The sequence below is a fragment of the Allobosea sp. genome, from assembly GCF_017308015.1.
Taxonomy (GTDB): domain Bacteria; phylum Pseudomonadota; class Alphaproteobacteria; order Rhizobiales; family Beijerinckiaceae; genus Allobosea.
The window spans coordinates 1-20511 of sequence record NZ_JAFKFW010000044.1; the positions used below are offsets into that span (position 1 = coordinate 1).

General features: G+C 65.8%; 16 protein-coding genes. 3 read left to right on the top strand and 13 right to left on the bottom strand.

Annotation, left to right across the window (positions count from 1 at the left end; all coding sequences use genetic code 11):
* The coding region (gene tuf, locus J0I42_RS23200) for an elongation factor Tu (protein WP_291658470.1) at window positions 1–1163 on the bottom strand (1163 nt) is incomplete at its 3' end.
* A 192-nt stretch (window positions 1164–1355) separates the two neighbouring features.
* On the opposite strand from tuf, the gene J0I42_RS23205 reads away from it, so the two are divergent.
* Window positions 1356–2153, top strand: coding sequence for a porin family protein (locus J0I42_RS23205; RefSeq protein WP_291658472.1), 798 nt, complete (start codon window positions 1356–1358; stop codon window positions 2151–2153).
* Between the two features lie 124 nt (window positions 2154–2277).
* Window positions 2278–3351: a linear amide C-N hydrolase gene (locus tag J0I42_RS23210; RefSeq protein ID WP_291658474.1), complete on the top strand. Its 1074-nt coding sequence runs from the start codon at window positions 2278–2280 to the stop codon at window positions 3349–3351.
* An 18-nt stretch (window positions 3352–3369) separates the two neighbouring features.
* On the opposite strand, the gene pncB is transcribed toward J0I42_RS23210, so the two are convergent.
* Together pncB and J0I42_RS23220 are read right to left on the bottom strand one after the other, a co-directional pair.
* On the bottom strand, window positions 3370–4641 hold the full coding sequence (gene pncB / locus J0I42_RS23215) for a nicotinate phosphoribosyltransferase (RefSeq protein WP_291658475.1): 1272 nt from the start codon (window positions 4639–4641) through the stop codon (window positions 3370–3372).
* A gap of 67 nt (window positions 4642–4708) precedes the next feature.
* Complete coding sequence (locus J0I42_RS23220) at window positions 4709–6559, bottom strand: TRAP transporter large permease (protein ID WP_291658476.1); 1851 nt, start codon at window positions 6557–6559, stop codon at window positions 4709–4711.
* A gap of 172 nt (window positions 6560–6731) precedes the next feature.
* On the opposite strand from J0I42_RS23220, the gene glpD reads away from it, so the two are divergent.
* The gene (gene glpD, locus J0I42_RS23225; RefSeq protein WP_291658478.1) at window positions 6732–8285 is read left to right on the top strand and encodes a glycerol-3-phosphate dehydrogenase; all 1554 of its coding nucleotides are present in this window, start codon (window positions 6732–6734) and stop codon (window positions 8283–8285) included.
* 6 nt (window positions 8286–8291) lie between these two features.
* On the opposite strand, the gene J0I42_RS23230 is transcribed toward glpD, so the two are convergent.
* The 10 genes from J0I42_RS23230 to J0I42_RS23275 all read right to left on the bottom strand — a co-directional run bounded on the left by J0I42_RS23230 (window position 8292) and on the right by J0I42_RS23275 (window position 20486).
* Window positions 8292–9062 carry a hypothetical protein gene (locus tag J0I42_RS23230; RefSeq protein WP_291658480.1) on the bottom strand — a complete coding sequence of 257 codons (771 nt, stop codon included), beginning with the start codon at window positions 9060–9062 and terminating at the stop codon, window positions 8292–8294.
* Window positions 9063–9098: 36 nt separating this feature from the next.
* Window positions 9099–11834: a type VI secretion system ATPase TssH gene (tssH, locus tag J0I42_RS23235; RefSeq protein ID WP_291658482.1), complete on the bottom strand. Its 2736-nt coding sequence runs from the start codon at window positions 11832–11834 to the stop codon at window positions 9099–9101.
* Window positions 11835–11845: 11 nt separating this feature from the next.
* A complete protein-coding gene (gene tssG / locus J0I42_RS23240) occupies window positions 11846–12817 on the bottom strand; it encodes a type VI secretion system baseplate subunit TssG (RefSeq protein ID WP_291658506.1) in 972 nt (323 codons plus the stop codon).
* An 89-nt stretch (window positions 12818–12906) separates the two neighbouring features.
* On the bottom strand, window positions 12907–14868 hold the full coding sequence (tssF, locus tag J0I42_RS23245; RefSeq protein WP_291658484.1) for a type VI secretion system baseplate subunit TssF: 1962 nt from the start codon (window positions 14866–14868) through the stop codon (window positions 12907–12909).
* A 12-nt stretch (window positions 14869–14880) separates the two neighbouring features.
* Window positions 14881–15387, bottom strand: coding sequence for a type VI secretion system baseplate subunit TssE (locus J0I42_RS23250; RefSeq protein WP_291658508.1), 507 nt, complete (start codon window positions 15385–15387; stop codon window positions 14881–14883).
* Between the two features lie 105 nt (window positions 15388–15492).
* Window positions 15493–15978, bottom strand: coding sequence for an Hcp family type VI secretion system effector (locus J0I42_RS23255; RefSeq protein ID WP_291658487.1), 486 nt, complete (start codon window positions 15976–15978; stop codon window positions 15493–15495).
* A gap of 136 nt (window positions 15979–16114) precedes the next feature.
* On the bottom strand, window positions 16115–17620 hold the full coding sequence (tssC, locus tag J0I42_RS23260; protein WP_291658489.1) for a type VI secretion system contractile sheath large subunit: 1506 nt from the start codon (window positions 17618–17620) through the stop codon (window positions 16115–16117).
* Window positions 17621–17744: 124 nt separating this feature from the next.
* On the bottom strand, window positions 17745–18275 hold the full coding sequence (gene tssB, locus J0I42_RS23265; RefSeq protein ID WP_291658490.1) for a type VI secretion system contractile sheath small subunit: 531 nt from the start codon (window positions 18273–18275) through the stop codon (window positions 17745–17747).
* Window positions 18276–18397: 122 nt separating this feature from the next.
* Entirely contained in the window at window positions 18398–19858 is a 1461-nt protein-coding gene (locus J0I42_RS23270) for a type VI secretion system protein TssA (protein WP_291658492.1), read from the bottom strand.
* Between the two features lie 70 nt (window positions 19859–19928).
* Window positions 19929–20486 carry an OmpA family protein gene (locus J0I42_RS23275; RefSeq protein ID WP_291658494.1) on the bottom strand — a complete coding sequence of 186 codons (558 nt, stop codon included), beginning with the start codon at window positions 20484–20486 and terminating at the stop codon, window positions 19929–19931.
* Between the last annotated feature and the right edge of the window lie 25 nt (window positions 20487–20511).

The window sequence follows — 20511 nt, forward strand, 5'->3', positions numbered from 1 at the left end:
GCGCCGACGGTGCGGCCGCCTTCGCGGATGGCGAAGCGCAGCTTCTCTTCCATCGCGATCGGGGCGATCAGCGTCACCTCCATCGAGATGTTGTCGCCCGGCATCACCATCTCCGTGCCCTCGGGCAGCGAGACCACGCCGGTCACGTCCGTCGTGCGGAAGTAGAACTGCGGGCGGTAGTTGGCGAAGAACGGCGTGTGACGGCCACCCTCTTCCTTCGTCAGGATGTAGGCCTCGGCCTTGAACTTCGTGTGCGGCTTCACCGAACCCGGCTTGCACAGCACCTGGCCGCGCTCGACGTCCTCGCGCTTCGTGCCGCGCAGCAGCGCGCCGATGTTGTCGCCGGCCTGGCCCTGGTCCAGAAGCTTGCGGAACATCTCCACGCCCGTCACGGTCGTCTTCACCGTGTCCTTCAGGCCGACGATCTCGATTTCCTCGCCGACCTTCACGATGCCGCGCTCGACGCGCCCGGTCACAACCGTGCCGCGGCCCGAAATCGAGAACACGTCCTCAACCGGCATCAGGAACGGCTGGTCGATCGGGCGCTCAGGCTGCGGGATGTAGTCGTCGACCGTCTGCATCAGCGCGATCACCGCGTCGCGGCCGATCTCCGGCGTGACGTTGTCAAGCGCAGCCTTCGCCGAGCCCTTGGTGATCGGAATGTCGTCGCCAGGGAAATCGTACTTCGACAGAAGCTCGCGGATCTCCATCTCGACGAGCTCCAGAAGCTCGGCGTCGTCGACAAGATCGACCTTGTTCATGAACACAACAAGCGCCGGAACGCCGACCTGGCGCGCCAGGAGGATGTGCTCGCGCGTCTGCGGCATCGGGCCGTCAGCCGACGAAACAACAAGGATCGCGCCGTCCATCTGCGCAGCGCCCGTGATCATGTTCTTCACATAGTCGGCGTGCCCGGGGCAGTCCACATGCGCATAGTGGCGCGCAGCCGTCTCGTACTCCACATGCGACGTCGAGATCGTGATCCCGCGCGCCTTCTCCTCCGGAGCCTTGTCAATCTGGTCATACGCCGTGAAAGACGCTCCGCCAGCCTCGGCCAGAACCTTCGTGATCGCAGCCGTCAGAGACGTCTTGCCATGGTCAACGTGACCAATCGTTCCAATGTTGCAGTGCGGCTTGTTCCGCGCAAACTTCTCTTTGGCCATAACGCGGTCGCATTAGTGGTTTTTGCGCGGCGATGCAAGATTGGTCGCGCCTTAAGTCCCGCCCGCGCGAGCCCGCGACGATAACACCCGGCCGGCACAGACAACGACGTCGCCTTCGCCAGCTTGCACCGCGCCCCCGCATGGGTAAGGTCCCCGCAGCGTAACGAGGGGGGCAGGATGGTTCGGCGAACAATGAGGGGTTTCTGGCGCGGCGTGGCCTTGCTGAGCATTGCCTGGAACGGGCCAGCGACTGCTCTGGAACAGGCGCGACCATCGAATCCCGCTCCGGAATGGGCTCTTCTCGTCAGCCCCTATGCCTGGGGAGCATCTCTGAAGGGCAAGGGCTCGCTTGCCGGCATCAGCACGAGCATCGACGTGCCCTTCTCCGATATTCTCGACGAACTCGACCTCGCCGTGATGGGGAACGCCGAGGTCACCAATGGCCGCTTCGGGTTCTATCTCGACGGGCAATACGTCGAGACCAGCCAGAGCAAGCATCTGCTGGCCCACCGCATCTCGCTTGGCGTCGCCACCACCCGGCTCTCGGCCGGAGCCTTCTTCAAGCTCTACGAAACCGAACTGGGTGGAACGACGGTCTTCGGCCGCCCCAGGACGCTCTCCTTCGAGCCGACGGCCGGCGTTCGCTGGACAAGGCTTTCCGGCCATGTCGGCTTGGCCGGTCTCGGTTTCGGCAAGGCGTCCGGATGGTACGACCCTTTCGTCGGCCTCAGGATCAATGCGGATCTGACAGATCGCTGGAATCTGCTCGCCGAAGCAGACGCTGGCGGAACCGGCACATCCCAGTACAGCTTCCACGCACAGGCCTATCTCGGCTACCGGACGCTGCTGCTCGGCCGTGAAACGACCTTGCGGGCAGGCTACCGCGCGATCTACCAGAACTATACAGCGGACGACTTCACCGGGCGAAACCGCTTCCGCTGGGATGTGACCCAGCACGGCCCGGCTGTCGGCCTGACCATGCGATTCTAGAGCATTTTCGAGTGAACCGGACACCGGCTCACATCAAGGTCATGCAACAATGCAGCAATCTAGAGCAGTTCCGCCGCCCGGAGAATCGCGAAACTGCCCTGGATTTAGATCCCAGGAAAAGCAGATGACCCGAGCATATCGCCGTATTGGCGGCCATCTGGCGGCATTCGCCTTCGCCGCTGGCCTGATCGCACAGACGGCCGCCGAAGCCTGTACGCGGCTGGTCTATCTCGGCGCGAGCGGGCGGGTGGTGACGGCACGTTCGATGGATTGGAAGAGCGATGTCGCGACCAATCTCTGGATCCTGCCGCGCGGGGTCGAACGCACCGGCGAAGCCGGCCCGAACTCGATCCGGTGGACGGCGAAATACGGCAGCGTCATCGCCTCGGGCTACGACATCTCGACGACGGACGGCGTCAACGAGGCCGGGCTTTCCGCCAACCTGCTATGGCTCGTCGAATCCGAGTATCCGAAGTTCGACGCTGGCTCGAAGCCCGGCCTCACGATCGCTGCCTGGGCGCAATACGTCCTCGACAATTTCGGCACGGTCGCCGAGGCCGTCGAAGCACTGCGTCGGGAGCCATTCACGATCATCACCGATGCCGTGCCGGGCGAAACGCGACTGGCCACGCTGCATCTCTCGATGTCCGACGCGACAGGCGACAGCGCGATCGTCGAATATATCGGCGGAAAACAGGTCATCCACCACGACCGCCGCTATCAGGTGATGACCAACTCGCCGACCTTCGACAAGCAGCTCGCGCTTGCCTCTTACTGGGAGCAGATCGGCGGCACAGTGATGCTGCCCGGCACGAACAGAGCCGCGGACCGCTTCGTACGCGCTTCCTTCTACGCGAACGCGATCCCGAAATTCGAGGACCCGAACCGTGCCGTCGCCAGCGTCTTCAGCGTGATCCGCAACGTGTCCGTGCCCTTCGGGCTGAACACGCCGGATCAGCCCAACATCTCCTCGACACGCTGGCGCACGGTCGTCGACCACGCGCGCAAGCTCTATTTCTTCGAATCCGCGCTGACACCGAACACCTTCTGGGTCGACCTAAAGAAGATCGACTTCGCGACGACGGCGGGCACCCGCAAGCTCGATCTCGGCCCCGACCAGGACCATGTCTATGCCGGCGACGCTACGGACAGGTTCGCGGCGGCGAAGCCCTTCGCCTTCCTCGGCCTCACCCCGTAAGGTCCACGGCGCAACGGCTTACTGGAACACCCGCCGGTAGCGCTTCACCATCTCCGGATCGCCCGAGACCTTCTCCGAATTGTCGGAGAGCTTCACGGCCGGGCGTCCATTCGCCCTGGTGACCTTGCAGACCAGCGAGATCGGGTCGAGCGCGCGCGAACCGTCAGGCGAGCAGCCGACGAGATCGTTGGTCAGGTCCGTGCCCCAGCCGAAAGCCATGCGGACCCTGCCGTCGAAATGATGGTAGACGCGCTCGATCGCCTCGACATCGAGCCCGTCGGAAAAGACCAGCATCTTCTCGCGCGGATCGCGTCCACGTTCGCGCCACCAGGCCATGATGGCCTCGCCAGCCGGGATGGGCGGCGCGCTGTCGGGGCGGAAGCCTGTCCAGTCGGCAACCCAGTCCGGCGCATGGCGCAGGAAGCTCTGCGAGCCGAAGGCATCCGGCAGCGCGATCAGCAGGTTGCCGCCATAGACCTGGCGCCATTCGTCGAGGACGCGATAGGGCGCACGCAGCAGATCCTCGTCCGAATCGGCTAGCGCGGCCAGCACCATCGGTAGTTCGTGTGCGTTGGTGCCGATCGCCTCGAGATCGGCATCCATCGCCAGCAGCACGTTCGAGGTGCCGGTAAAGGCCGATCCCAGCCCCTCCTTCAGCGCTTCGACGCACCAGCGCTGCCAGAGATGGCCATGACGCCGCCGCGTGCCGAAATCGGAGAGCTTGAGATTCGGCAGCTTCTGCAGTCGCTCGACCTTGTCCCACATCTTCGCCTTGGCGCGCGCATAGAGTACGTCGAGCGAGAAACGCTTCTGGCCGAGCATGACGCGCCGCGCCCTCAGCTCGTTGATGATCGCCAGCGCCGGGACCTCCCACATCGTGCTGTGTGTCCAGGGTCCATCGAAATGCAGTTCGTACTGCCCGTCGACCTTGCGCAAGTCGTATTCGGGCAACTGGAACTCGGCGAGCCAGGCCATGAATTCCGGCGAGAACATCTGCGTCTTGCCGTAGAAACTGTTGCCGGACAGCCAGATCAGCTCGTTCTTGGTGAAGCGCAGCGAGCGGGCATGATCGAGCTGTGCCCTGAGCTCGCTCTCGTCGACGATATCGGCGAGCCGGATATGCTTCGAGCGGTTGATCAGTGAGAAGGTGACCTGCACGTCAGGGTGGAAGGCCCTGATCATCTGCAGCATCAGAAGCTTGTAGAAATCCGTGTCGAGCAGGCTGCGGATGATCGGGTCGAGCCGCCAACCGTGGTTGTAGGTTCGCGTCGCGATATCGGTGAAGATCATATCGAAGTCCGGGCCGGCTCTCGGCGTAGGCATGGAACGGCGCGGGCGCCGGGCGAAGGAACCCGCATCAGAACAGTGCCTTGAGCCCCGGCGCAAGCGCGGGCCACGCAGCCATGCCCAGCGACAGCACCATGAGCGCCGCCAGCAGCACGCCGAGCAGGGGCAGGACAGCCCGGAAAACCGCTCCCGCCGGCACGCGCATGATGCCGCTGACGACATAGACGAGGATGCCGAGCGGTGGCGTCAGCCCATGGATCATCAGGTTGACGACGAGCACCACGCCGAACTGGATCGGGTCCAGTCCCGCCGCGACCGCGACCGGCAGCAGCAGCGGCGCCAGGAGCAGGATCGCCGCGCCGATATCGAGGAAGAGCCCCGCGATCAGCAGCACCAGATTGGCGAGCAGCATCACGGCATAGGGCCCGGCACCGAACAGCGTAACGAGCCCGGCCATCTGTTCGGAGACCCGGTCGACCGCGAGCAGGAAGGCGAAGGGCGCCGAGGCGCCGATCAGCAACCCGATCGCCGCCGCCTCCGCCGCCGATTTGCGCAAGGCGGCCAGCACGCCGCGCATATTCAGGCTGCGCAGCGCGAGGCAGGCGATGACGGCATAGGCAACGGCCAGCGCCGAAGCCTCCGTCACCGTCACCACGCCGAAGCGGATGCCGACGACCACGACGACGCCGAGCCCGATCGCGGGAATGGCGCCGACAAGTGCCTTGCCCCGCTCGGCCGCACTGGCCTTGGGCGCGCTATCGACGACGCCGCGGGCGCTGAGATGGATGCCGATCGCCAGGGCCAGCGCCAGCACGCCGCCGGCAACGAAGCCCCCGACCAGCAGCGAGCCGACCGAGAGATTGGTCGCGCTTGCCAGGATCAGGAAGGCAATCGAGGGCGGGATGATGTTGTCGAGCATCGAGACGCCGGCGACGATCGCCGCCGCATTGGCCGGCGGATAGCCACGCGCCACCAGCGTCGGCGCCATGACCTTGGCCCCGAAGGCGGCATTCGCCACCGACGAGCCGGACGCCCCCGAGAACAGCACGCTCGCGACCAGTGCCGTCTGCGCGAGCCCCGCCCGCAAATGCCCGACGAGCGTTGCGGCGAAGCGGATGAGGCGCTCGGCGAGCCCGCCCTCGGTCAGCAGTTCGCCCGCGAGCAGGAAGAAGGGAATCGCCAGCAGCAGGAACTTGCCAACGCCGCCGACCATGGTCTGCACGATCGCAGGCTCCGGCATCAGTCCGCCGAACGGCCCCGTCAGCGAGACGCCGGCCAGCAAGGCGAAGGGCAGTGGCGCGCCGAGCAGCAGCCCCACGCCCGCGACGAGCGCCGCCACAAGACTCGGCGTCGGGAACAGGTCGAAGGAGAGTTGCGCTGCCCCGTAAAGGCAACCGCCGAGCATGAGCGCGGCGACCGCGCCCGCCCAGCCTCGTTCCAGTCCTGCGCGCAGGAACAGCGCCAGGATCGTCAGCCCCCCGCCGCAGGCGAAAACGGCAAAGCGCAGGGCTTCCGGCAGACCGAGCACGGTGGAATGACCGCCGACGAGCGCGACGACACCTGCTCCTCCGGCCGCCAGCACCAGGGCACCGTGAAACGCGATCGCATCAGCCAGCACGGCCGCAATCCGCTGCGGTATCGCCGGCAGCAATCTGACCAGCACGTCGAGCCGCATCGCCAGCGTGCCGGTGACGGCGAGCGGCGCGCAGATCGCAATCAGCGCCAGATGCAGCCAGATCGCGAGCTCGTCCGACCAGACGAAGCCGCCACCGAACAGATAGCGCTGCAGGACGGCGGCCATGACCACGAGAAACAGAGCAGCCAGGATCGTGGCGCCGGCGAATTCCAGCATCGTCCGGAAGGCCGCCTCTGCCCGCTCCGGGAACGGCTTCCCGCACTCTCGATCCACCGACTGGCTCATCCTGCCGCCATGCCCTGCCCGGATGTCCTGTTCCGGCCTCGCGACCTTCGCGTCAAGCCACGCGAATTGACATCCCGTCTGAATTGACCGCAGGAGCAGGCTTGTGGCGGCGCCTCGGCCGGGATTGGATAGCGCCATCGACCTCAGCCTTTCAGCCTTCCAGAAGACGCGCATGGCTTCCGAAACGACCTTCCCCTTAGCCGGCTTCGGCGCCGACCCCGCCACGCCCTGCGACCTCGCCGTCATCGGCGGCGGCATCAACGGCTGCGGAATCGCACGTGACGCAGCCGGGCGCGGCGCCTCGGTCGTCCTGTTCGAGAAGGACGATCTCGCCAGCGCCACCTCCTCGCGCTCGACCAAGCTGATCCATGGCGGCCTGCGCTATCTCGAGCATTACAAATTCCGGCTGGTGCGCGAGGCCCTGATGGAGCGCGAGCGGCTCTGGGCGATCGCGCCACATATCATCCGCCCGTTGCGCTTCGTGCTGCCGCATCACAAGGGGCTTCGCCCGGCCTGGCTGCTCAGGCTCGGCCTGTTCCTCTACGACCATATCGGCGGCCGCAAGCTACTGCCCGCGACGCGCACCCTCGATCTTGCCCATGACGCCGTCGGCAAGCCGCTCAAGGACGATCAGGCCAAGGCCTTCGAATATTCAGATTGCTGGGTCGAGGACGCACGCCTCGTCGTGCTCAACGCGATGGACGCCGCGGTGCGTGGCGCCGCGATCCACACGCGCACCCAAGTCACCGCGGCGCGGCGCGAACATGGCCTCTGGCAACTTGAGACAGATGGTCCCGAAGGCCGTCAGACGATCTGGGCGCGCACGCTCGTCAATGCCGCCGGCCCCTGGGTCGGCGAGGTCCTGAACGGCGTCATCCATACCAATGCCAAGGCCGGCGTCCGAATGGTCCAGGGCAGCCATATCGTCGTGCCCAAACTCTACGACCATGACCGCTGCTACATCTTCCAGAATGCGGACGGGCGGATCATCTTCGCCATTCCCTACGAGCAGGATTTCACGCTGATCGGCACGACCGATCGCGACTACCACGGCGATCCGGCCGACGTCGTCGCGACGCCGGGCGAGATCGCCTATCTCTGCGCCGCCGCAAGCGAGTATTTCCGCCAGCCCGTCACGCCGGAATCAGTGGTCTGGACCTATTCGGGCGTGCGCCCACTCTATGACGACGGCGCCTCCAAGGCGCAGGAGGCGACGCGCGACTACGTGCTGACCCTCGACGCCCCCGAAGGCGAGGCGCCGCTGCTTTCGGTCTTCGGCGGCAAGATCACGACCTATCGCCGCCTCGCCGAGGCCGCGATCGCGAAGCTGGCGCCGCTTGCGCCCTGGGCCGCCCGCGCCGAATGGACGGTGACAGGCGCCCTGCCCGGCGGCGATTTCCCGGTCGGCGGCTTCGACGAGCTGGTCGGTGAGATTGCCGCAGCCTATCCTTGGCTCGAACGCCGCACCATGACGCGGATTGCCCACGCCTATGGCACCCGCGCCCGCGACATCCTCGGCGACGCGAAGAACACCAGCGATCTCGGCCGCCATTTCGGCGCGGACCTCTACGAGTGCGAGGTTCGCTATCTGATCAAGGCGGAATGGGCGCGCCGCGCGCAGGACGTGCTCTGGCGCCGTGGCAAGCTGGGCCTGCGGCTTTCCAGGGCCGAGAGCGAAGCGCTCGACGATTTCATGCAGCGAGAGGCAACGGCCGAAGCGGTATAGCCCCGCTCACGGAATCCAGGCCGGTGGACGCACGACGATGACCTTGCCGGTGCCGTCGACCTGAATGTACTTGCCGTTGCCGCCAGTCTTGACCCCGTCCCAGCCGAGCCGGCCGTGCTTCGGGCCGAAATGGCCGGAACCGTCATTGGCGCCGTTCGAATGCGCGATCAGCACCGCGTCTGGTACGACGTTGGCATAGGATACCAGCGCGATATGGCCGGGCTTGCGGGTTTCCAGCATCTTGTCGGTCATCCAGACGACCATGTCGCCGGTCCTGATGTCGTCGAAGTCCCAGATCAGGGCGCTGGGCAGGCCGGGCGGCTTGCCCTTCTTGGCGGCCCCGACCAGGAACGGGCAACTTGCACCGCCCGAATACTTGTCGAGGCTGATCCGGCTCAGTTCGCTGTAATAGGCGACGACGAATCCGGTGCAATCGACACCGAGGCTCTGGTCGGCCCAGGCCTGGATCGTGCCTTCCGTCGCCTTGCCGGTATCGAGCGCGAGATTGAGGATATGCTCGCAATCGTCGGGGCTGACCTTGCCCATGCTGGCGCGGTTGAAGGCCTTCTTGTCGACGGCGAGCTTCCGCTTCGCCGCTTCCTGCATGACGAGGTTACGCTTGGTCGCGCCCGCATCGGCATTGTGGATGCCGATCATGTATTTGTTGATCGACACCGTGGTGTCGCCGACGGGCACGTTCCAATAGCGATCGACCCAGTCGGCGGGCGACGGCGAGGCGTTGGCGATATCGGTCGGGTTGCTCGGATCCGGCACCATGGGCGTTCTCCTCGCCGCGATGTTTCGGAATGCGGTTCAGGCCACCTGATAGGCGAACTGCCCCTCTTCGACCGAGACCTTCGCCTCGGTCAGCGGCTTCTTCTCCAGCTGCAAATTGAGGATGGCGCGGGAGAGCGCCGGCAGCATCGAGTTGGTGATGATGTTGTCGATCATGCGCCCGCCCGAATCCGGGTCGTTGCACTGACCGACGATGTGCTCGACCACCGCATCGTCGTAGACGAAGGCCGCCTTATGGTTCTCGCTGAGCCGCTTGCCGATACGCCCGAGCTGAAGCCGCACGATCCCGGCCAGCATGTCCGACGACAGCGGGTAATAGGGGATGGTCACGAGCCGCCCGATCAGCGCCGGCGGGAAGACCTTGAGCAGCGCCGGCCTGAGGCTCACCGCCATCGCCTCGGGATCGGGCTTGGCCGCGCCGTTCGCCGACATGCTCATGATCTCGTCGGTGCCGACATTCGAGGTCAGGATGATCAGCGTGTTCTTGAAATCGATGCGCCGGCCGGTGCCGTCCTCCATCTGCCCCTTGTCGAAGACCTGGAAGAACAACTCGTGCACATCGGGATGGGCCTTCTCGACCTCATCGAGCAGCACCACCGAATAAGGCTTGCGCCGGACCGCTTCCGTCAGGCGCCCGCCCTCGCCATAACCGACATAGCCGGGAGGCGCCCCCTTCAGCGTCGAGACGGTATGCGCCTCCTGGAACTCGCTCATGTTGATGGTGATGATGTTCTGCTCGCCGCCATAGAGCGACTCCGCCAGCGCCAGCGCCGTCTCGGTCTTGCCAACGCCGGAGGGGCCGCAGAGCATGAACACGCCGATCGGCTTGTTGGGATTGTCGAGCCTGGCGCGGTTGGTCTCGATGCGCTTGGCGATCATGCCGATGCCGTGGCCCTGCCCGACGACGCGCCTGTTCAGCGTCTCCGCAAGGTTCAGCACGGTCTCGATCTCGTCCTTGACCATCCGGCCGACCGGGATGCCGGTCCAGTCCGAGACGACGGATGCCACCGACTGCTCGTCGACATGGGCATAGATCATCCGGTTGGCCGGATCGATCTCGCTCAGCGCCGCGAATTTGGCGTTGAGTGCGATGCGTGATTCTTCGGGATCGGCAGCTGGCTCGGAAGCGGGAATCTCTGCTTCAGCAGGTGTCGGCGCGACATTCTCGTTCGCTTCCGGCTTGCCGGCATCGGCCTTCGCCTCCCCGCCCGGCGCCTTCTCGCCGAGCTTGGCGCGCAGTGCCTTGATCTCCTCGACGATGGCGAGCTCGCCCGCCCAGGCTCCTTCGAGCGCGGCGAGTTTCTCCTGCCGGTCAGTGATCTCGGCCTCGATCTCACCGAGCCGCTTGGTAGCGTCGGTGCCAAGATCGGCATCCGCCGTCAGCGCTGCCTTCTCCTGCTCCAGCGAGGCGATCGCCACACGCGCATCCTCGATCGCGGCCGGAGTCGCGCTCTGGCTGATGGCGACACGGGCACAGGCCGTGTCGAGCAGGCTCACCGCCTTGTCGGGAAGCTGGCGGGCCGGGATATAGCGATGCGAGAGCGAGACCGCCGCGACGATCGCCGCATCCGAGATGCGGACCTTGTGGTGCTTCTCCATCGGCCCGATCAGCCCGCGCAGCATGGTGCAGCAGCGCGCGACGTCGGGCTCGTCGACCTGCACCGGCTGGAAGCGCCGGGTCAGAGCCGGGTCCTTCTCGAAATACTGACGATATTCCGACCACGTTGTCGCCGCGATGGTACGCAGCGTGCCGCGTGCAAGCGCCGGCTTCAGCAGGTTGGCGGCATCCCCCGTGCCGGCCTGCCCGCCGGCTCCGATCAGCGTATGCGCCTCGTCGATGAACAGGATCACCGGCGTCGGCGAGGATTGCACCTCGTCAATCACCGAGCGCAACCGCTGCTCGAACTCGCCCTTCATCGAGGCGCCGGCCTGCATCAGGCCGATATCGAGCGCGCAGACGCGCACGCCCCGCAGCGGCGGCGGCACGTCACCGGAAGCGACGCGTTGTGCGAAGCCCTCCGCGATCGCGGTCTTGCCGACGCCAGCCTCGCCGGTGAGGATCGGGTTGTTCTGGCGCCGGCGCATCAGCACGTCGATGACCTGCCGGATTTCGTCGTCGCGGCCGAGGATCGGGTCCATCGTGCCGGAGCGGGCCTTGACGGTCAGGTCCTGCGAGAAACGATCGAGCGCGGTCGTGCCCTTCGCCCCCTCGGCCTGTTCGGCGCCCGGCGTGCCCGCCGCGCGCAGGCCCGAGCCATCCATCGGCCGCAGGTTCTCTTCTTCCGAGCTTTCCCAGATCTTGCCGTAGCCTGCGGCCAGTTCCTCGACCGCGATCTTCGAGAATTCCTTGGAGAGCCCGGTCAGCACGCGGCGCAATTCGGTCGATTTCAGCGCAGCGACCAGCAGATGGCCGGTCCTGATCTGCGTCTCCCCGAAGAATAGGGTCGCGTAATGCCAGCCACGGTCGAGGATATCGATGATGTGGGTGGCGATGCCCGGCATCTCCGTCTCGTTGCGACGGAAGCCCTCGACCACGCCGCCGAGCTCCATCAGCATCTTGGCGCGGTCGAGCTTGTAGTGATCGGCGGTCAGCGTCAGGTCGTTCGAGGTGCCCTGCAGAATCTGGAGCAGCCAGTGCGCCAGCTCGACATTGCGGTTTCCCGCCCCCTTCGCCTGCCGCAGCGCCTGCAGGAAGGTGTCGTAGCCGACCCGGTTGAGCTTGCCTGTGACGGCTTCGAGGCTGATATCGGCCATGGTCGTCCCCTTCAATATCCGAAGGCCGCGGCGCGGCTTCGTTTCAGGCGCAGGCTTTCGGCGGGATGGAAGCGGGCATCGCGGCGCAAGGCGCCCTCCTCGACATTCCAGTTCGGCGCCATCCAGCTCGTCCAGCCGAGATGGCCGGACTGGCCGAGCCGGACCGGCTTGACCTCGCCGACCGGCAGGGCGAGCTCGACATCCCACTCGAACTGTTCGCCGAGATGGAAGAACACCGCATCCGCCAGCGGCTCGCAGCGATCGCCGTTCGGCAGAAAGCGCTCGAACTGCTGGAGATCGCGGGCGATGATCTTCACGCGGAACTTGTCCTCGACGCTGTAGACGCTGCCGCCGAGCAGCGCGTCGCCGCCGAGCGTGCAATGCGACCCGCCGAGCCGTGTCCGGTCGTCCGGGTCGAAGACCAGCCACATCCCGGTGAACTGCTCGATCTCGATATCGGCCTTGAACAGCCCGGCGAGGAAGCGCCGCAGCCGCGAGGCCGATTTCGCCTGCGCGCCGATCAGGCCGGCATGGGCGAGTTTCTCGGCATCGGGCACGCTGTCGCGCCGGAGATAAGGCTTCGAGCCCACCCCGATCATGCTGCCGATATAGGCGGCGAAGCGGTCGAGATCGGGCCGGTCATGCTGCGCGATCGGCCGCGAATCCGCCCAGGCCCGATAGAAGAGCTGCAGGAAGCGATGGTTGAAGATGTCGAGGAAGCGCGGGAAGGCGTCGTCGCGCGCCAGTGTCCAGTGATAACTTTCCTCGGTCGTCGCCAACGGCAATGGCCCCTGCGGGCCGAGCAGGCCGAGGAATTTGACGAAGAGCCGCAGGCGCCCCTGTCCATCGCGATCGGCTTCCGCGAGGCTCGACGCCGGGAAGCCGAGATAGGGCTGTTCGCCCAGCGCGACATATTCATCGCGCCGTGAGACGACATCTCCGACCCTTGGGCGGTCCGGAAAACTGCGCTCCAGCCGGCGCATCACGGCATAGAAATCGAAGCGCCAGGGCTCGGCCTCGAGCTGCGCCTGGTAGTTCGGCGCCTTTTCCAGCGGGGTGGAGGGTTCCTCGCTCACAGGATGCGCCTCGCACCGGCGCGCGGCGGAAAGCGCATGACCTCGCCGCGCTCGACGGTGCGGATCACCGTCTGGGTGAAATGGTTCATTGCCGCATATTCCGCGAAGAAGCGGTCGAGCACCGCCCCGAGCAGGGAGACGCCCGAGCCCTCGAAGGCCTTCTCGTCGAGCAGCACGGTGATTTCGAGCCCGCGCGCCGCCCCCGTCCCTGCCCGCTGCGGGAAGCGGCGCACGACCGCGCGGCTGTCGACGCTCTTGATGCCGCGGATGCGCCGTTCGGTGGCGCTGTCGGCGAGATCGGCGAAGAGCGAGAGCAGCTCGCGCAGCGCCTCGCCGTTCTCCCCCGCGCCGCGCTGGACGAGGCCGAGGTGATTGAGGCTGATGAGATTGACCAGCCGCCAGGTCACGACGCCGGTGCTCGCCGTCTCCGAGCGCAGCTTGAGCTGGGAAACGACTGGCTCGCGCGGCGGCGTCGGCCCGGCCAGGCAGGCGATGTCGAGCGAGACATTGTCGATCAGGCGGAAATCGGCGCCGCCCTGTCCGGTCGGCAGATGCTCGGTCAGGTGCCGGTTGGAGCAGAGCGCCCGCACGCTGAGCTCAGCCACCGAAGCCGTGTCTGACACCCCGGCCGGCTCGACCAGCGAGATGAACATCTCCGTGCCGGTATAGTCGGACGCCCTGCCCTGCCGGCGCTCGGCCGAGGAGCGGCGACGCGGCAGGCGGCGCTGCGTATAATGCAGCCCCTGCGTCGGCGAGGCGCCCTCGGGCGAGGAATAGAGCGGGTGGACCGGCTGCTTCTCGCGCCCGCCGACATAATGCGCGTGCACCGAGAGGATGCTGTGAGGCTCATAGTCCAGCACGCGGCTGCGGTCCGGCACGACATGGAACTCGTGCTGGTTCGTCTTGACCGGGATGCGATCCGTCGTCTTCTCGAACAGGTTGATCGCCGGCGCCGCGTAGAGCGCGAACATCTCCTTGCGCACGGCGCCGGGCAGCCGCGTGTTCACCTCGTCGAAGACGAAGATGATATCGACCGACTTGGCCTTGAGCTTCGGCATGATGCCGGCAAGCCCTTCCAGCCGGAAACCCAGGAACTTGCGCGGGAACCAGAACAGTTCGCGCAGCAGGTCGAAGCCGCGGAAGACGCGCGTATCGGCCGGCAGCAAGGCCTCGTCCTCCTCGAAGCCGAGCTGTTCGAGCCGGCAGCCGTCGCCCGGCGTCACCACGGGATCGCCGAACTCGTCGAGATGGCGGAAATGGATGCCGATGCAGTTCGAGAAGAGCTGCTCGTAGAGCGCGACCGCATCCGCTTCGCTGCCGAGCAGATGGAACGGCAGTTCGCGGGTGCGGCAGCCGGCGAACCAGCTCGCCGGGTTCTTCAGCGCCTGCGCAGCCGAGGGCTCCTGCTCCCGATCGGCCATCATCCGGTGGGTCAGCGAGATGCGCAGGCCCGACAGCGCCCGCGGCCCGGTGCGCAGGCCGAGCGCCTGCAACGGTCCCGGCGCCGGGATGTATTCGGCCGCGGTGATCTCGAAGGGCCAGAGCGTGACGTCGCCGCCGAGGCGATAACGGCAGGCGACCCGGCGCTCGCGTTCCAGATAGGTCGCGTCGATATAGGAGCCGCGCGCGATCCGCATGCCCTCGCGCAGCGCCGGATCGGAATAGGTCGGCACCACACCGGCGAGCAGCGCCGAGGGCGTCGGCGCCAGATAGTTCGGCAGCAGCTGCTCGATCAGGTTGTTGGTGAATTCGGGAAATTCGTGCCGGAGCTTGAGCTGGACGCGGGCGGCAAGGAAGGCCGCCCCTTCCAGCAGACCGCCGACCATCGGGTCCATGCGCTCGCCCGCGAGCCCGCCGAGCCGCTCGGCGATGCCCGGATATTCCTCGGCGAACTCCTTGCTGTGCTCCATGAAGAGCCGGAGTTCCTGGTTGTAGAGATCGAGAAACTCCTGGTTCATCGCCCCACCACCTCACCGCCCCTTGATGGCGATCTTGCCGGTGTCGAGTTCGAGATCGGCGACGAACTGGACGGGGATGTTCAGCGGTTCGCAATTCAGATCGGCGCGAACGAGGAAGCGAACCTTGAGCTCGGCCGGGTCGAGGCTCTCGTCGCGCTCGACGGCGACCGATTTTCGGATCAGGCGCGGCTCGTAGCCGACCAGAACATCGGCGAGGTCCTCGCGGATCGCATCGACGCGATGCTCGTCGATCGAGAGCCGCGCCAGGTCCGGGAAGCCGTGATTCAGCACCGAGCGGCGCACATGCTCCAGCTCGGAGAGATCGAGGCAGGAACCAAGATTGATGGTGTTGACCAGGGCGTCGAGGTCCAGCGCGATCTCGCGGCGCAGCTTCTGTTCGGTGATCGCCGCCCGTGGTGCCGCGCGGCGCGGCGCGATCACGCGTTCACCGCCCTCGTCCCTCAGGTCGAGCGCGGTCTTCGCATCCTTTTCCAGATGCGCCTCCCGGAATGCGAACATCAAGGGCGGTCTCAGCCGCTTCTTCGAGATTGGATCGACCATGATCTGCCACGCTATCGGCAAGATATCGGCTCCGGCACGGGGCCGGAGCCGATACGCTTCGTCTTACTTGGCTTCCTTGGTCTTGATGTCATACGACATGGTCAGCGCCGCATCGAGCGAGCCATCGGCCTTCTGCGGCTTGTACTCGTACTTGATCTTGGCGTAATTCAGCGAGAACTGGTCGGTCGGGATGCTGGAGCCGCCGGCGGCGTCGCCGGACTGATAGCCTGAGACCAGCAGGTCCTCCAGCGTCAGCGTGTAGTAGTCCTGCTGCTTGTCGCCCTGCTTGCGAACGTAAAGCACGGCTTTCTTGATGTGTTTGCCCGTGGCGCAGAACAGCGCAAGGTTCGTCGAGGCCTTGCCGACCGAGGACGTGAAATGGATGTCCTGGAAGCTCGCCTTGCCGGCGCCGCCGCCCGTGTTGGACGCATGCGAGCCCGCATTGCTGATGCCCCAGGAGAAGGAATCGACCTCGATCGTATCCTTGTGCTTGGAGTCCTTGCTTTCGCCCTTGATGCCATCGATCTCGAGCAGGAAGTCGCTAGCCATTGTTACCTCCAGGGTAGGAATTGCTGAGGGCTCGCGGATGCGGGCCCGCTATGGACGCACCTCTCCCGCCGCGCCGCCGTCGAAGGCGCGGCGCGCCGAAAATCCTCGTTGTCGCCGTCACCTGCTCAGGTGACGGTCACTGCTTGGGAGCTGGCAGTCGCGAGACCAGGCTCAGGCCGATATCCATGCCTTCGAGCTGGAAGTGCGGCCGCAGATAGAACTTGGCCGAGTAGTAGCCAGGGTTCTCCTCGTCCTCGAAGACGTCGATGCGCGCATCGGAGAGCGGGCGCCGCGCCTTCGTCTCTTCGCTGGAATTGACCGGATCGCCGTCGACATAGTCGGTGATCCACTCCTGCAACCAGCGGCGCAGCGGCTCCTTTTCCTTGTAGGAGCCGATCTTGTCGCGAACCATGCACTTCAGGTAGTGCGCGAAGCGCGAGACCGCGAACATGTAGGGCAGCCGCGCCGACAGGTTGTCGGATGCGGTGGCCGCCACGCCGTCCGGCCCCGAGAAGGCCTTGGGCTTGTAGAGCGACTGGGCGCCGATGAAGGCGGCCTTGTCGGTGTTCTTGCGATGGATCAGCGGGATCAGGCCGGACTTCGCCAGCTCCGCCTCGCGCCGGTCGCTGATCGCGATCTCGGTCGGGCATTTCAGATCGACGCCGCCATCGTCCGTCGGGAAGGTATGGGTCGGCAGGTTAAGAACCTCGCCGCCCGACTGGACGCCGCGGATGCGCGTGCACCAGCCATATTCCTTGAAGGCGCGGTTGATGTTGACCGCCATGGCATAGGCCGCGTTCATCCACGCGTATTTGTCGCCCTTGTGCCCGTCGGTATCCTCTTCGAAGGCGAATTCCTCGACCGGCTCGGACTTGGCCCCATAGGGCACCCGGGCCAGAACACGCGGCAGGCACAGGCCGACATAGCGGGAGTCGGCCGCGTCGCGCAGGCCCTTCCAGGCCGCATAATCAGGCGTATCGAAGACCTTGCCGAGATCGCGCGGGTTCGACAGCTCCGTCCAGGTGTCCATGCCCATCAGCGTCGGGTCGGCCCCGGCGAAGAAGGGCGCATGTGCCGCCGCTGCCACCTTCGACAGATCGCGCAGCAACTGCACGTCGGTCGGGACATGGCTGAAATGGTAGTCGCCCACCAGGCAGCCGAAGGGTTGACCGCCGAGCTGGCCGAATTCCTGCTCGTAGACCTGCTTGAACAGCGGGCTCTGGTCCCAGCGCGCGCCGGGATAGGTCTTGAGATTGCGGTAAAGCTCGCCCTTGGAGACGTTCATCACCTTGATCTTCAACTGTGCATCCGTCTCCGAGTTGAAGACGAGATAGTTGAGGCCGCGCCAGGCACTTTCGATCTTCTGGTATTCGGGTGCGTGCAGCACCTCGTTCATCTGCTCGGTCAGCTTGGCGTCGAGCCGGGCGATCATCTCCTCGATCGTGTCGATGACGTCGCCCTTGATCAGGCTCTGGTCCGCCAGCGCCTGGTTGACCAGGGTCGCGACCGCGTTCTCGACCTCGGTCGCCGCGCGTTCGGTCTTGGGCTTGAAACTCTGCTTCAGGATCGACGAGAAATCGTCGACTTCGCGCGTCTCGACTGCTGCCCCGCCGGGCTGTTGGGTTTGTGCTTCCGCTGCCATTGCCGCCTCGCTCGCTTAACCGCCTGCAGGCCCCGACCCCGCCGCATGCGGGCAGGATCGCTTCAAACCATTCGGAGCGTCGCACCTGCGCCGACTTCTCCGGAACTGGGCCCGCGCCCTGCCCTCAGTTCGCCGTCTTGTCTTCGGAAGGCTCGCCCTTGCCGAGCCTGTCCTTCAGCGTCGCCATGAGCTGGGGATCGGCCAGCAGCGCCTTGATCTGGTCGCTCGCGGCCATCTTGCCGTCCATGTAGCGCAGCAGGTTGGCGAGTTGCTCGCGCGCCTCCAGGAGCTTCGCTGTCGCCGGGATCTGGCGGGCGATCGCGGCCGGGTTGAAATCCTCGAATTTCGAGAATTTCAGCGCGACCGAGAGCTTCTCGTTGCTGTCCTCGCCCAGCTTGTTGGGCACGTTGAAGGATACGGCCGGCTCGATCGCGGCCATGCGCTGATCGAAATTGTCCATGTCGAAGTCGAGGAACTTGCGTTGCGAGATCTCGGGCTTCTCGACCGCCGAGGCGTTGCCGGACAGATCCGCCATCACGCCCATGACGAAAGGCAGCTCGACCTTCTGTTCCGCGTTGTACGGGTCCTCATAGGTGATATGGACCCGAGGCGGCCGGTTGCGGCGGATGAACTTCTGTCCAGAATCTCCAGCCATGTGACGTGCCCCTCTGCATTCGTGCCACGCCGACGTAACGTGACATCCTATCCGTTTTCACCCGTCATCGATATAGTCGCGTAATCGCGACGGGAGGTTCAAGGCGATGACGAAAAACTTCCCTAGCTGTCGGCCTCCGGCACCGGCACGACATCTGGCAGGATGTTGCCGAGAAGCGACATGAAATCATGCTGCGCCAGAGCACAGGCCTTGTCCATCAGGAGCGGCGTCGGGTGCGAGGGCTCGGCCTGGCGATAGAAAGCGGCGACCGCCTTCATCGCGCCGACCGCCTCCGCACGACTACCGATCATCATCGTGGAAGACGCCGGGCTGGGCACGGAAACCGGCTCCTCGGCCGCCTCCACGGCAACCTCCTCGCCGTCAGTCCCGTCAGCAGCCCCCTCGTCCGCCACGGCATCGCCGTCCCCGGTCTCGTCAGCGCCGTCGTCGTAGCTCTCGTCCGCCTCGCCGTCGGCTTCGTATTCGCTCTCCACCGCGTAGCCGTCAGGCGCGGGCAGCCGTTCCAGCGGCAGCCGGAACCGACGCTGATCGCCGATCTCGAAGACCGCCTTGTCCACCTGGTCGGGGAACATGATCTGGATGACCTCGATCAACGATTTTCCGATCAGTTGCTGCGCCTGCCCGATCAGCAGGACGGCCGGACTCGAAGGCTCGGTTTTGCGAAAGTAGCCGAGGCAGGCAGCCAGCGTATCCTTCACATGGAGGATGCTCGAAACGCTGCCCGGACTGAAGGTTGCGGCGTTCGCTGCCGCCCCTTGCGGGACGGCCGCCGCGGGCTCCGGCCCCGCGGCCTGATGGCCTGGGACACGCCGCGCGACTGCGGCGTCGAGAAACGCGGCGATCTGGTCCAGCAGCGTCACCAGGCGCGGAAAGCCGAGGGGATGATCGACGCCGACCTTCTCCAGCCAACCCGTTCGCAGGCGCGCGAGTGCGTCGCGCGCGGCGTTCACCCGGCCGAGCACCACGACAAGCTCGTCGGCATCGACTTCGCCCAGCGCCGCCTGGATCGCGCCCGCATCGGGATGCTGCTCGCCCTCCACCAGCTTGGTCTCGCCGCTCGCCACGAGTTGGCTGCGAAACATGAACGGCCCGATCCGCCGGCTGACGAAGAGCGGCGCATGCTGCAGCGGCAGCACCACCGTCGCCAACTCGTCGAGCCCCTGCAGGGCGACCTCCCGCATCACGAAATCGCCATCCATCGCGCGGGGATGCATCTCCTCCCAATAGGTGCCGAGGAGATCGGCCATGGCTGAGAGGCACGCCGCGAACCCCGGCACGTCACGGTTGAGGATCGTGAGCTTGGCCGCGAGCACGAAGAGCCTGAGGTCGCGCGAACGCTCCAGCAGCTTGCCGAGCTCGGCGAAAGCGGCGGAAAACTCGATGCTCGTCCGGTCGAATGCGATCTGCCGCCCGTCGTCGTCACGGCGGAAATACGAAACCGGCAGCGCAACCTCGAGCCGCGCCGTCGCATTCATGAAATCGAGATCGTCCTCGAGATCCGGCCCGCAGGGCTCCTCGGCCGAGACCGGTTTCGTCAGTTCGGCGAAATTCAGGCCCGCCATCGCTTTCCCCGCTCACAGGAGCGGCGGCCCGGTCACGGCCGGGATCGCCGCGGCCGTTTCTCGTCTTGCCTTACTCGGTGCGCAGGCGGGTCTCGACCCGGCGATTGTCGCCGGAAAGCGGATCGGCCGCGATCGGTTTGCTCTGCCCGTAACCCTTGGCCACCAGATTGGCGGCGTTGACCCCATGCCCGCCGAGATAGCGCACCACGGCCTGAGCGCGGCGCTGCGACAGGTTGAGATTGTAGGAGGCGCTGCCGGCGGCATCGGTATGCCCCTCGACCATGAAGGTCCGCCTGGAGAGCTGCGGGGTCTTCAGCGCCTTGGCGAACTCGTCGAGATTGAGCTTTGCCTCGGGCTCGAGCTCGTCGGAATTGTATTTGAACTTCACGACGAGATCGAAGGCGCTGACCGGCCTGGCCGGCTCGACGACCTGCCCGGCCTTGGCGCATTCGGCCTCCGTGCCGACGCAGAGCCCCCGCGTCACGGCGGGCTTGGGCGCCACGGCAGGCCCGAAATGCTTGACGATGTCCTCGGCCTTGTAGGTCTGCGCACCCACCCCGTTCGCCATGGTGAGAACCAAAGCGCCGGTCAGGGCGACAAAGGCAGTGAAACCTGGCTGCTTGCGCATGGGAACACCCCCGCTGATTTTCGCC